The 12729-nt window shown below is 50.7% G+C and carries 14 protein-coding genes; 5 read left to right on the top strand and 9 right to left on the bottom strand.

What is annotated here, in order from left to right; genetic code table 11:
• Positions 1-263: 263 nt before the first annotated feature.
• The 7 genes from prc to ftnA form a co-directional block, all read right to left on the bottom strand.
• Positions 264-2309, bottom strand: a complete 2046-nt coding sequence (gene prc / locus HMPREF3119_RS04325; protein ID WP_062771729.1) for a carboxy terminal-processing peptidase — start codon at positions 2307-2309, stop codon at positions 264-266.
• Positions 2310-2327: 18 nt separating this feature from the next.
• Positions 2328-3020 carry an RNA chaperone ProQ gene (gene proQ / locus HMPREF3119_RS04320; RefSeq protein ID WP_070578634.1) on the bottom strand — a complete coding sequence of 231 codons (693 nt, stop codon included), beginning with the start codon at positions 3018-3020 and terminating at the stop codon, positions 2328-2330.
• Positions 3021-3115: 95 nt separating this feature from the next.
• On the bottom strand, positions 3116-3613 hold the full coding sequence (locus HMPREF3119_RS04315) for a GAF domain-containing protein (RefSeq protein ID WP_070578631.1): 498 nt from the start codon (positions 3611-3613) through the stop codon (positions 3116-3118).
• A gap of 378 nt (positions 3614-3991) precedes the next feature.
• Positions 3992-4330, bottom strand: a complete 339-nt coding sequence (locus tag HMPREF3119_RS04310; RefSeq protein ID WP_036417614.1) for a YebY family protein — start codon at positions 4328-4330, stop codon at positions 3992-3994.
• A 30-nt stretch (positions 4331-4360) separates the two neighbouring features.
• Positions 4361-5260 (bottom strand): copper homeostasis membrane protein CopD, encoded by a 900-nt coding sequence (gene copD / locus HMPREF3119_RS04305; RefSeq protein WP_049246150.1) that lies wholly within the window; start codon positions 5258-5260, stop codon positions 4361-4363.
• 7 nt (positions 5261-5267) lie between these two features.
• Positions 5268-5651: a copper homeostasis periplasmic binding protein CopC gene (copC, locus tag HMPREF3119_RS04300; protein WP_004237375.1), complete on the bottom strand. Its 384-nt coding sequence runs from the start codon at positions 5649-5651 to the stop codon at positions 5268-5270.
• Between the two features lie 191 nt (positions 5652-5842).
• The gene (gene ftnA, locus HMPREF3119_RS04295) at positions 5843-6349 is read right to left on the bottom strand and encodes a non-heme ferritin (RefSeq protein ID WP_004237376.1); all 507 of its coding nucleotides are present in this window, start codon (positions 6347-6349) and stop codon (positions 5843-5845) included.
• Between the two features lie 236 nt (positions 6350-6585).
• Between ftnA and HMPREF3119_RS04290 the strand changes: the two genes are divergently transcribed.
• Positions 6586-6819, top strand: a complete 234-nt coding sequence (locus HMPREF3119_RS04290) for a DNA polymerase III subunit theta (RefSeq protein ID WP_004239531.1) — start codon at positions 6586-6588, stop codon at positions 6817-6819.
• A 54-nt stretch (positions 6820-6873) separates the two neighbouring features.
• On the opposite strand, the gene yebF is transcribed toward HMPREF3119_RS04290, so the two are convergent.
• Together yebF and HMPREF3119_RS04280 are read right to left on the bottom strand one after the other, a co-directional pair.
• Positions 6874-7257 (bottom strand): protein YebF, encoded by a 384-nt coding sequence (gene yebF / locus HMPREF3119_RS04285; RefSeq protein ID WP_004237378.1) that lies wholly within the window; start codon positions 7255-7257, stop codon positions 6874-6876.
• Between the two features lie 140 nt (positions 7258-7397).
• Positions 7398-7592, bottom strand: a complete 195-nt coding sequence (locus tag HMPREF3119_RS04280) for a YoaH family protein (protein ID WP_024472916.1) — start codon at positions 7590-7592, stop codon at positions 7398-7400.
• Positions 7593-7716: 124 nt separating this feature from the next.
• On the opposite strand from HMPREF3119_RS04280, the gene pabB reads away from it, so the two are divergent.
• From pabB to manX, 4 genes are all read left to right on the top strand, one after another.
• Positions 7717-9096, top strand: a complete 1380-nt coding sequence (gene pabB / locus HMPREF3119_RS04275) for an aminodeoxychorismate synthase component 1 (protein WP_070578628.1) — start codon at positions 7717-7719, stop codon at positions 9094-9096.
• Entirely contained in the window at positions 9093-9659 is a 567-nt protein-coding gene (locus HMPREF3119_RS04270; RefSeq protein ID WP_004237382.1) for a CoA pyrophosphatase, read from the top strand. The genes pabB and HMPREF3119_RS04270 overlap by 4 nt, the downstream gene beginning before the upstream one ends.
• A gap of 190 nt (positions 9660-9849) precedes the next feature.
• On the top strand, positions 9850-11214 hold the full coding sequence (locus tag HMPREF3119_RS04265) for an L-serine ammonia-lyase (RefSeq protein ID WP_015422671.1): 1365 nt from the start codon (positions 9850-9852) through the stop codon (positions 11212-11214).
• 482 nt (positions 11215-11696) lie between these two features.
• Positions 11697-12680, top strand: a complete 984-nt coding sequence (manX, locus tag HMPREF3119_RS04260; RefSeq protein WP_210388495.1) for a PTS mannose transporter subunit IIAB — start codon at positions 11697-11699, stop codon at positions 12678-12680.
• Positions 12681-12729 lie beyond the last annotated feature (49 nt).

The raw sequence follows: 12729 nt of genomic DNA, 5'->3' as shown, positions 1-12729 counted from the left end.
TAGATTAACAGATAAACACGTTCACCTGAGTATTGAACATTATTTTCAGAAATAATGGAGGAATTGTTATGGCTAAATTAATTAAATCCACAAAAACAACTTTTGATCGTATTACCACTGCAGTTATGACAATTTCTGTACCGCGCTTCTTTTAATTAATACGCGACGAATTGCCGGTGCCACTGTGTTTATGCGGCACAAAAAAAATCGACAGCCTGAATGCTGTCGATTTTTTTATTGATGTTATTCCGTAAAATAACAGGTTATTGCGCACTCTTACTGATATCCGGCACTTTTGCCAGATCAGCGGCAATCTTAACGGTTTCATCAAGATACGCGTCCGGCCCTTCATAATCTTTCGGCAGTGCCTCAAGATTTGCCAGCGGTTTCTTGCCTTCACGGGCATAACGTTCATTAATTCGTTTCAGCTTAATCCCTTCCAGTTCTTTATCTTCTTTATCACGCTTCGCGTAATTCAGGGAAATAATATACTGAGTCGGCTTATTGGCTTTAAACCGTGCCAGGTCTTCATAAATATAAGCGAATTCCGGATCGGTTTTTGAACGTTCCTGATATTTCTGAGCCAGTTCAGGTACCGCTTTGCGGATAATATCTGTCTGTGAATACTGCGCCGGGGCAATGCTGTCCCACGGTAATGCATTATCCTCAAAGCTTTCACCGATATCGTCGTTATCAAAGCCGGTCGGCATAATGATATCCGGCGTTACCCCTTTACGCTGGGTACTGCCGCCGTTAATACGGTAGAATTTCTGGATAGTATATTGCACAGAGCCCAGATCCGGCCATTCAGGGCGCAGCATCTGGTCATAAATACGGCTGACAGGGCGATGCTGCTGCACAGTACCTTTACCGAAGGTCGGTTCACCGACAATCAGTGCACGGCCGTAATCCTGCATGGCTGCTGCGAAAATCTCAGACGCGGATGCGCTCAGGCGGTCAACCATCACCACCAGCGGACCTTTGTAGTAGATAACATCATCGCTGTCCGCATCTTCACGGACACGGCCGTTGTTATCCCGCACCTGCACCACCGGACCACTGGTGATAAACAGGCCGGACAGATCAACCGCTTCTGTCAGTGCACCGCCGCCGTTACCGCGCAGATCGATAATCACCGCATCCACTTTCTCTTTGGCCAGTTTCTGCAGCTGGGTTTTGGTGTCATTGGTCAGACCCACATAGAAACCCGGAATATTGAGCACTGCGACTTTCTGGTCGCCGACCTGTTTGATGGTCATTTTCACCGCTCTGTCTTCCAGACGGATCTGCTCACGGGTCAGGGTCACAATACGTGGTTTGGCCCCTTTGGTATCACCCAGCACTTCCAGGCGGACTTTACTGCCTTTGGCACCTTTGATTTGTGATACCACATCATCCAGGCGCCAGCCGACCACATCCACCATCGGCTTGCCGGTCTGACCAACAGCCAGAATTTTATCCCCGACCGCCAGTTCCTTGCTCTTCAGCGCAGGACCACCGGCGACCAGTGAATTAATCACAGTGTAATCATCATCCATCCGCAGCACGGCACCAATGCCTTCCAGAGACAGGCTCATTTCTGAGTTAAACTGCTCGGTATTGCGCGGGGAGAGATAACTGGTGTGAGGATCGATCTCGCGGGCAAACGCGGTCATGATCAGCTGGAAAACATCCTCACTTTTCGTCTGTGTCAGACGCTTCAGAGCATAGGTATAGCGCTTGGTGAGGGTTTCTTTGATTTCATTGTCATCTTTGCCGGACAGTTTCAGGGTCAGCCAGTCATACTTGACTTTGGCATCCCACAGTTTATCCAGCTCGGCTTCTGTCTGCGGCCACGGTGCTTTGCTCCGGTCCACATCAATGACATCGTCGCCGTCAAAATTCATCGGCTGCTTCAGGCGGTTCAGCGCGTACTGAAAGCGCTCAAAACGGCGTTTTTGTGACAGATTAAACAGATCGTATAACGGCTGTAATTCCCCTTTGCGGAGATAATTGCCGACATCTGCTTTGTTCTTACTGAATTTCGCCACATCAGACGCCAAAAAGACGTTATGGCTGTAATCCAGCAGATTCAGATAACGCTCCAGAATTTTCGCTGAAAATTCGCCGTCCAGCTGAAACTGACGGTAATGGGAATGCAGAAACCGGGACGTCACACGCTCACTGACCGTAGAGTGCTCCGGTGCCTGCTGAGTATCCGGCAGCTGGCTGATTTTGACATCCGGCAGCACAGAGGTGCCGGTTTTTGCCATCGTATTGCCGGTTAAACTAAATCCGATGAGCAACGCCAGGGGTAAAAATTTGTTCATGCCTCGGTTGACTCCGTATCAGAATTTTAAGTGTTCCGCACGCACGATCATTGCCAACCCTGAAGGCAGCTGAACACGTACACCGTCTTTGGTGATCTCGAGAACCTGCGCATCCATAACGCCGGAACCGACTGTCACCTTCAGTTGCTGCCCCACCTTCAGTGCCTGAATATCAGTGATTGGTGTCAGTTCAGACTGAGATTCGGGACGTGGTGCGCGTGGTTTACGTGGTGCATCAGCGGATTTCGGCGACGGAGCTTTACCGGTACGCGGCGCTTTAGGCTTATCCGTACGGCTGCGGCAGGAGTCAGCGGCGGCTTTATCTGCCGGACGCGGTTTTTTCTCACCGTCCTGCTCACGTTTCTGCGCGCGCTGCGCCTGGACTCTGGCTTTCGCTTCCGCTAACTGGGTACGGGCATGTTCAACATGTTCCGCTTCCAGATCGCCGCAATCGTTACCATCCAGGTCAACACGTTTGGCCCCTTCTTTGACGCCGTACAGATAGCGCCAGCTGGAGGTGTACATCCGCAGTGCGGTACGTAACTGTGTTTTACTGATACCATCTTCTTCAGTGATACGACTGACGATATCGCGGAAGATGCCGATTTTCAGCGGACGGGCTTCGCCTTCTGCCACAAAGCATTGCGGGAAGCGCTGAGCCAAAAATGAAATAATTTCTTTACTGCTATTCAACTTGGGTTGATTTTCCATGAATTTTCCTGATTACAACGGTGCTTTGCCAACCAGCAGGCATGAACAGGCGTCATTATAATAGTGTTACAGACAAATGCTATGCTCCCGGAGGCCTAACTTGCGATCATTTCACGATATTTCGGCATAAAGCACGTTGCCAGATGTGCGCAGAGCGCGTCATTCAAGGCTTTGAGACCAATTTCATCATTATTATCAAAACGATTAAAAACCGGGCTGTCGATATCCAGTACGCCGACAATCTGACCATTTACCACGAGCGGCAACACTATTTCTGAGTTACTGGCCGAATCACAGGCAATATGTCCGGCGAAATCATGCACATCATCCACACGGATAACCTGCCCCTGAGCAACCGCAGTTCCGCAGACACCACGACCAACCGGAATGCGGACACAGGCCACTTTCCCCTGGAACGGCCCCAGCACGAGGGTATCCCCCTGAAGGAGATAGAATCCGGCCCAGTTTATCTGTTCCAGCTCGTCAAAAAGGACGGCACTGACATTGGACAGTGTCGCGATGACATCTTTCTCATCACTGATAAGCGATGTTAAACGGCGGGTTAAATCCTGATAAAACGCGAGTTTATTCATGTGTCACACTACAGTTACGGGTTAATTATCCGGTTAAAGTAATGTTTAATTTATATCAAATAACGGGGCAGCCCTATAGGATTATTACAAATCCTTTCGCATTTTTCGTGAAAATGAGGGAGAAGAACGGCGGGAATAAAAAAGAGACCGGATAAAGTCCTCTATCCGGTCCAGGGAAAAAGGCTCATAGCGAGCCGTGCGCTAAAATTGCCATTGAAAATATCGTACAACCTACATGATTAAGATTAGTCGGTTTGGTTACATATGCAAAATATTTATTTATCAAATCGTTAACATATATCTGATTTAAATGGCTTATATTTCAGATGGTTAATTAATAACCGAATATTAATCGTTAAATTTCATAATTAATATGTGTTATTTATCACCACACAGCGCACCGGCAGCCTCAATGATCGGAGTAAGATCCATGCCTTTTTCCGTGTCTCCGGTTTGTTTTAATGTGATAACTGAGAGATCAGTCACCTTTATTTTCTGCTCTTTTGCCTGTTGTGCCGCCACATCATTCAGCGGATACGACATCAGTGTCGACGGATTAATCACCCACAGTGCATTTCCGTCCCGGCAGTTGATCATCACTTCCTCACGGGTAAACGGCCACTTTTCACCAAACTCAAACTTGCTGATGGTTTTCAGCGGCGCAGCCTGTGCCGCACCTGCCAGTAAAAGAGGAATAAATGCCAGAGCTTTCTTCATAGTGTGTCCCGGTTGTCAGCCTGTCCGGAGTTATGCAGGCTGATAAGTTGCAAAAATCGCCACCATTAAAATGGCCAGTGTGCCGAGAATTATCTCAACCCAGCTGTTAATCATCAACAGGCGGAAGCGGCCTGATTGTGCGATTTTCGGTACCACCGCATAACGGTTTATCACCGCCAGCAGCACCATCGTCAGCACCAGCCCGGTTTTCAGCCATAACAGTGCCTGATAATCACTGCCGCTCCACTGCGGCCAGTCCGGCAACAGCAGCATGGTGCTGATAAGACCGGTTGCCAGTACCAGAAAGACAGCAAGATGCCCCAGGTTTGAAAAACGGATCAGGGTTGCCACCACTTCTTTCGGCAGTCCCTGCGCGAGTGTGTCACGCCGCAACAGGATCAGCAGACAGACCAGAAACGGCCACAACCCGCCGAACCAGTAAGCGGCACTGAGCAGGTGAACAACCTGATTAAACTGATAGAGCCGCCCTGTCCAGCCGCTGTGCAGCATGCCGTGGCCGGTAAAGGCGTGCAGCGCCAGCATCGCCGCAGCACAGATCAGAAACAGACTGCTTTGCGCCCGTCCGGACGGCAGCAGCAGTCCGCCGCAGAGAATAACGGCAAGCACCAGCTGCCAGCGCCAGATCTCCCCGAAAGAGGTGGAAAGCACCGCGAGGATAATATCCGGATCCTGCATATCCGCCCAGCCGTCCCCCATCAGTGCCGCCTGTAACAGCAGCCAGAGGAACGTTGTCAGGACCGTGAACACAGTTGCACTGCGGGCGGTATAACGCAGTCTGGCCCGCAGCAGCAGCGCCACCCGGTCACCGGGCAGCAGAACAGAGAACAGGCCGCATCCCGCAAGGAGCATCACGGCCGTAAAATGAATGAAGCGGCAGATAATCAACAGCGCTTCCGGTGTCAGTTCCATAACCGGTTTATTTCACCGTAAACTGATAGTCACCGTTTGTTTTGTGCCCGTCAACAGAAACTACTTTCCATTCAACGTGATAGATACCGGCCGGCAGCGTTTCTGTCAGCGGCAGGATCAGGCGGGTATCATTCCCTTCCGCCAGCTCCGGTTTTCCGGCAGCGACAGGTTTATTCTGTGCATCTTTCACACTGATTTTACTGAATTTCAGTTCAATCCCTTCTGAAAAATCCAGAGAGATATTTTCCGGTGAACCGGTCACCGCCGCATCTGCCGCCGGAACCAGGGTTTTGACATGAGCGTGAGCAAACGCCTGCTGGCCGGATAAACCGACAAATAAAACAACAACAGCAGATAATTTGCGCCAGTGCGCGGTCAGGTTGGTTAACATGATGGTATGCCTCATTTTTGCAGGTGATGTAATTATGCGGGACATACTAGCGCAACCGGGGGCATTGCGGAAACCTTCACAGGCCGGAGAGTGTTTTTTGTGATCGGTAACACAAATAAAAACCACACAAATATCAGTATATTATGATAATTGTGTGGCTATATTATAAATAATAATGCTGTCAGAAATAATCAGCTTGCGGATGGTTCGCTTGCCATACGGCCCAGATCTTTATCCAGCAGGAACAGCGACTTACCACTATCACCCACCATTGCGAATTTATCCAGCACAGATTTGAACAGTTTTTCTTCTTCGTGCTGCTCAGCCACATACCACTGCAGGAAGTTAAAGGTAGAGTAATCCTGTGAGGTCAGCGCAGCATGAACCAGCTTATTAATTTCATCAGTAATTAATTTTTCATGTTCCAGCGTCAGGGTGAAAATATCACTCACTGAACTGAATTCTGACGGTGGTGCATCTATGGCCCCGAGCAGCGGCATCGCGCCGGTATCGCTGAGGTAATTAAACAGGCGCTGCATATGCTCCATTTCTTCCGCTGCGTGCGCTTTCAGGAATGCGGCAGCACCTTCGTAGCCTTTATCTGCACACCATGCACTCATCTGCAGATATAAATTTGAGGAATAAAATTCAAGATTCAGCTGGGCATTCAGTTGATTGACCATATCCGGCTTTAACATATACAGGCTCCTGTCAGTCGTTTATTTCATCATCTGCGGTCATTATGCACACTCCTGCCGGGAAGAAAAGTGCTATTTAATAAATTCACAACATATTGAAAACAAAATGATTTTGTAAAGATAATCAGAATTAATCGCATTCTCTTTATGAGGATACCGAATACACGTCAATCCGGGCTTGCAGTCAGGCGGCAGCTCAGTTAAGTTAAGGCCGTCAGCCGTTACAGGAGCATATCGTGAGTTATAATCTTGCCGAACTCAGTCAGGAAGAGATGGATAAAATCAATGCGGACTTAGCCGCATCCGGTGTCGCCTTTAAAGAGCGCTATAACATGCCGGTGATCGCCGAGCAGGTGCAGCAGACACTGCCTGAATCCCTGCGCGCCTATTTTGCCGAACGTCTGGTATTTTACCGCCAGCGCAGTGCCGGGCTTTCCCGCCTGCCGTATGAGCCGAATGCCAAACGCTGAATATAATAAAGGCGTGCCTGAGCACGCCTTTTTACGGTTTAACAGCCAGTATCATTACTGCGGCAGACTGTATGTCATGGTCTTCGCCGCACAATTGATATCAACGGTGTAACTGACCTGTTTTTTCGAGCCGCGCACAACCAGCGGCACACTGTAATTACCGTCTTTCTCAGTCACTTCCGCCACATTCACCCAGGCAACCGGCTTGCTGCCCAGCAGCGCTTTATCATCCTGCCAGCGCGGGTAGCGGCTCTGCACAAAGTCATATTTTACCTGTGCCGCTATCTGATCTTTATTCAGCGATTCACACGCCGGGAAAGTCACCATACGCTCATTTTTGACTTCCGCCGTGGCCGGAGCCTGTGCGCTGACGGTGAATGCCAGCAGAATACCTGCCCCTGCCAATCCGGTACGGGTGAACAGATTCATTGCCTTCATAAAACCTCCTGTTTTAATCCCGAAAGAGACTAAATGTCATTTTTATACAATAGCGCTTAATTAAATTTCACTTAATGCTTATTGCTGCAAAGTAACATATTTATTATCAGGAAATTGTGACACTTGTTAAATATTTGTTTCTATTCTTCGCTGTCGTCATCTTCCTCATCAAACAGCGCGCGGATCTGCTCACCGCCGTGATGCCGTTCGCGTAACTCCGCCGCGACCTGTGCGATAGCCTCACCACTGCTCATACCTTCCTGCATCAGGGTGTGGATCCGCTCAACTGCGGCCTGCTGTTCTTCATGACTTAACGCGGGCATTCCGGTAAACATAATCACCTTCTATAACATTTCAGTAAAAAACACATTATACTCATAAAGATGGCGGGACGCATCCGCCTGTTTTCCGATAAGATAACCGGCAGTTTCCGGACACAGATTACTGACAGACTGAATTATGACATCACATTCCGTACCTGTACTGACACCACTTGATTACCATCCCGGTCTCGCCCTGACCCTGTTTGCCCCGCTGTCGCATCAGCCGTGGGCCATGCTGCTGCACTCCGGCAGTGCTCAGCATCAGCATAACCGTTTTGATATTCTGACCGCCGATCCCCTGATGACACTCACCACCAGAGGCGATGAGACCTTAACTGAAGATAGCCGGGGGCAGCGCCTCCGTCAAAATGATGACCCGTTTCAGTTACTGGATGCGGCGCTGACACAGTGCGGACTGGATCCGCAACCGCACGATGACTATCCGTTTGCGGGCGGCGCGATGGGATTATGGGGCTATGATCTCGGGCGGCGTACCGAGTCTCTGCCGTCACTGGCACGTAATGAGCTGTCGGTGCCGGATATGGCCATAGGCATTTACGACTGGGCGGTGATTGTTGACCACCAGCGCCGCTGCGCCACATTAATTACCTATACCGATCCCGCCGCGCGTCTGCACTGGCTGGAGAATCAGAAGGCACCGGAGAGTCTGCCTTTCGCCCTGACCGGCCACTGGCAGTCCGATATGACCGAAGCGGAATATCACGAAAAAATTGCCCGTATTCATGACTATCTGCAGGCCGGTGATTGTTATCAGGTCAATCTGTCACAGGGTTTTTCCGCCCCGTATGAGGGGGATGAATGGCAGGCGTTTCTGCGGCTGAATGACGAAAACCGGGCACCGTTTTCCGCGTTTCTCCGTCTGCCGGAAGCCGCCATTCTGTCGGTTTCACCGGAGCGCTTTCTGTGGCTGAAAGACGGCACCGCAGAAACCCGCCCGATTAAAGGCACCCGTCCGCGTCATCCCGCTGATCCGCAGGCCGACGAAGCAGAAAAACAGGCGCTGGCCGCGTCAGAGAAAGATCGCTCGGAAAACCTGATGATTGTGGATCTGATGCGCAATGATATCGGCCGGGTGGCACTTCCCGGCTCGGTCAGTGTGCCGTCACTGTTTGCGGTCGAGCCGTTCCCGGCAGTCTGGCATCTGGTCAGCACCATCACCGCACAGTTACCGGCGGCATGCCGGGCAGCACAGTTACTGCGCGCCTGCTTCCCGGGCGGTTCGATTACCGGTGCGCCGAAAATCCGCGCGATGGAAATTATTGAAGAGCTCGAACCTGTCCGCCGCCACACCTATTGCGGCTCCGTCGGTTATATCAGCGCCTGTGGCACCATGGATACCAATATCGCGATCAGAACCCTGATTGCGGAAAATAATCACCTTTATTGCCGGGCAGGCGGCGGGATTGTCGCAGACAGCCGTGCCGCAGATGAATACCAGGAAACGTTCGATAAACTGGGCCGCATACTGACGGTACTGCCGGAGAAAATATTATGAGTCCGCTTGAGCGCTTTATTCCCCGGTTTCAGTTAACCCGCCCTTCCGAAGCAGAAATTGCCGGTGAGCGGGATCGCCGGGCCGCCGTTTTGCTGCCTATCACCAATAAAGCCCGGCCAGGGATCCTGCTGACACAACGGGCGGTATCGCTGCGCTCTCATCCGGGGCAGATTGCCCTGCCCGGCGGCGCGGCAGATCCGGGCGAGATTTCCCCCATCGCCACCGCACTGCGCGAAGCGCGTGAGGAAGTCGGCATTCCGCCACAGGCCGTGCAGGTACTGGGACAAATGGCACCGGTGGACAGTGTTACCGGCTTCCGGGTCACCCCGGTGGTCGGGATTATTCCGCCATATCTGCCGCTGGCCGGTAACCCGCAGGAAGTGTCGGATATTTTTGAGCTGCCGCTGGATGCCGCCCTCGATCTGAGCCGCTACCGCTACATTGATATGACCCGCAATACTGTGGAGCGCCGCCTCTATTTTTACTTATATGAGGGACGGATGATTTGGGGGTTAACAGCGGGTATTTTATATCGCCTCGCAACGCAAGTGAAAAATGATTGATTTGTAACCGAATTCACACTTCTGCCCTATTTCCCCCTGCTTTTTTTCATCAGGTATGCCCGAATTTTATCCGAAAGCGCTGTTCCGCAGTGAAAAATGCGATAAACTACTTTATCCGTGTGAGCAAATAACAGTAAAGTAACGCGCTTTACGATAAATCACTATTACATTGTTTTTTAAGGAGTCTGACGTGATTAGCGTTTTTGACATGTTTAAAGTGGGGATTGGTCCTTCCAGCTCCCACACCGTAGGGCCGATGAAAGCCGGGAAGCAGTTTGCTGATGAGTTGGTTGAAAAAGGTCTGATTTCCCGCGTGACCCGCGTTTCTGTTGATGTCTACGGATCACTCTCCTTAACCGGGAAAGGTCACCATACCGATATCGCTATCATTATGGGTCTGGCCGGTAACTTGCCGGCAACTGTCGATATCGATGGTATCGCCGGTTTTATCCGCGATGTCGAAGAGACTGAGCGTCTGTCCCTGGCCAATGGCCAGCAGACTGTGGACTTCCCGCGTGAAGGCGGCATGAATTTCCACACCGGTAACCTGCCGCTGCACGAAAACGGCATGAGTATCACCGCATTTGCCGGTGATGAAGAGCTGTACACCAAAACCTATTACTCCATCGGCGGCGGGTTTATCGTCGATGCCGAGCATTTCGGTCAGGATAACGCCAACGAAACACCGGTATCCTACCCGTATGCCTCAGCGGAAGAGCTGCTGAATCACTGCCATCAGACCGGGCTTTCCGTCTCCTCTCTGATGCTGAAAAATGAGCTGGATATGCACAGCCGTGAAGAGATCGACGCGTATTTTGCCGATGTCTACAAAACCATGACTGACTGTATCGCTCACGGTCTGGAAACCGAAGGCATTCTGCCGGGGCCGCTGCGTGTACCACGCCGTGCCGCTGCACTGAACCGCCTGATCAACTCCGCCGGTAAACTCTCCAAAGATCCTATGAACGTGGTTGACCTGGTCAATATGTTTGCTCTGGCTGTCAACGAAGAAAACGCAGCGGGCGGCCGTGTGGTTACCGCACCGACAAACGGTGCCTGCGGGATCGTCCCTGCGGTACTGGCGTATTATGATCACTGCATCGAGAAAGTCACTCCGGAAACCTATCTCCGCTACTTCCTCGCCTGCGGCGCGGTCGGTATTCTGTACAAAATGAACGCGTCTATCTCCGGTGCGGAAGTCGGTTGCCAGGGCGAAGTCGGCGTGGCCTGCTCAATGGCGGCTGCCGGTCTGACTGAAATCCTCGGCGGCAGCCCGGAACAGGTCTGTGTGGCCGCTGAAATCGGTATGGAACACAACCTGGGCTTAACCTGTGACCCGGTTGCCGGTCAGGTTCAGGTACCGTGCATCGAACGTAACGCGATTGCCTCAGTGAAAGCGATCAACGCCGCCCGTATGGCTATGCGCCGTACCAGCGCACCGCGCGTTTCTCTCGATAAAGTCATCGAAACCATGTATGAAACCGGGAAAGACATGAACGCCAAATACCGTGAAACATCACGCGGCGGTCTTGCAATCAAGGTTCAGTGCGACTGATTTCGTGATTTAACTCACAAAACATAATTCGCTGACATTAATATCCCTGCAACATTGCAGGGATATTTTTTACCTGAAGCGCATCAGCACCGGTCACTTTTCAATCAATTTGTGATATTTTCAGATGCAAATGTTTATAATATGTAAAATATCATAGTATATAACTCTGTAAAATAATCAAACAACACCTCATCACTCTGACAAATAGCTCATTCAACACAATAATTAACTATAATTAAGTGTTTAATGTTTCTGTTTTGTTGTTTTCTGACGGAAAGCAAGTTTTTTTACCTTCATAGAATGTTAACCTTCTATTTAATTAGTGCCCCGAAATTAATTATCGCTGTTTAAACGTAAATAATTAGCGGTATCACGGGCCTGAGACTATCTTTACACCGGAGTCTTACGGTTTTTTCCTGACCCATAAAAGATTCTGTGTAATACACAAGAACCATCCTGACTGATGTTAAGGGGGAACAGAGGTGAGTATAGCCATTATGATTGGCACCCACGGCAAAGCCGCTGAGCAGTTACTGCGCACGACGGAAATGCTGATCGGTGAACAGGAGAACGTCTCCTTCATCGATTTCGTACCGGGGGAAAATGCCGACACACTATATGCGAAGTACAATGAGAAGCTGCCCGGTTTATCAACCGCTGACGGGGTATTATTCCTCGTTGATACCTGGGGCGGCAGCCCGTTCAACGCAGCAAACCGTATTGTGACTGAGCAGGATCAGGCCGCAGGCGGCAACAGCAATTATGAGATAGTCACAGGCGTTAACGTGCCGATGCTGGTCGAGACCTTTATGTGCCGTGATGATAATCCGTCATTGCAGGAACTGGTTGCGGTGGCGCTGGAAACCGGCCGTGAAGGGATCCGCGCCCTGAAAGCACAGGACGAACCAGCTCCGAAAGCGGCACCTGCACCAAAACCGGCCGCACAACCGGCGGCACCGGCAGGCCCGGGCGGACACATGACTATCGCCCTCGCCCGTATCGATGACCGTCTGATCCATGGCCAGGTCGCCACCCGCTGGACCAAAGAAACCAACGTCAAACGCATTATTGTCGTCAGTGACGAGGTTGCCAAAGACACCGTCCGCTCAACACTGCTCAAGCAGGTCGCTCCTCCGGGTGTAACCGCGCACGTGGTGGATGTGGCGAAAATGGTGCGTGTCTGGAATAACCCGAAATACGCCAATGACCGCTGCATGCTCCTGTTTACCAACCCGGCAGATGTTCTGCGCCTGGTGGAAGACGGCGTGGAGATTAAATCAGTCAACATCGGCGGGATGGCTTTCCCCGAAGGTAAAAAACAGGTTAACAATGCGGTTTCTATCGATGAAAACGATATCGTGGCATTCAAAGCGCTGAATGACCGCAACATCGAGCTGGAAGTCCGCAAAGTTTCCACCGATTCAAAAATAAAAATGATGGATTTAATCAGCAAAGCTGAAAGTTAATTTGACCCATTACTCAATACAAAATTTGTTGTCTGCAAAATGACTGGTT

It is taken from the genome of Morganella sp. HMSC11D09, assembly GCF_001807955.1.
GTDB classification, from domain to species: Bacteria; Pseudomonadota; Gammaproteobacteria; order Enterobacterales; family Enterobacteriaceae; genus Morganella; species Morganella morganii.
The sequence above is the reverse complement of the archived record's forward strand: the minus strand, read 5'-3'. Positions and strand labels throughout refer to the sequence as shown.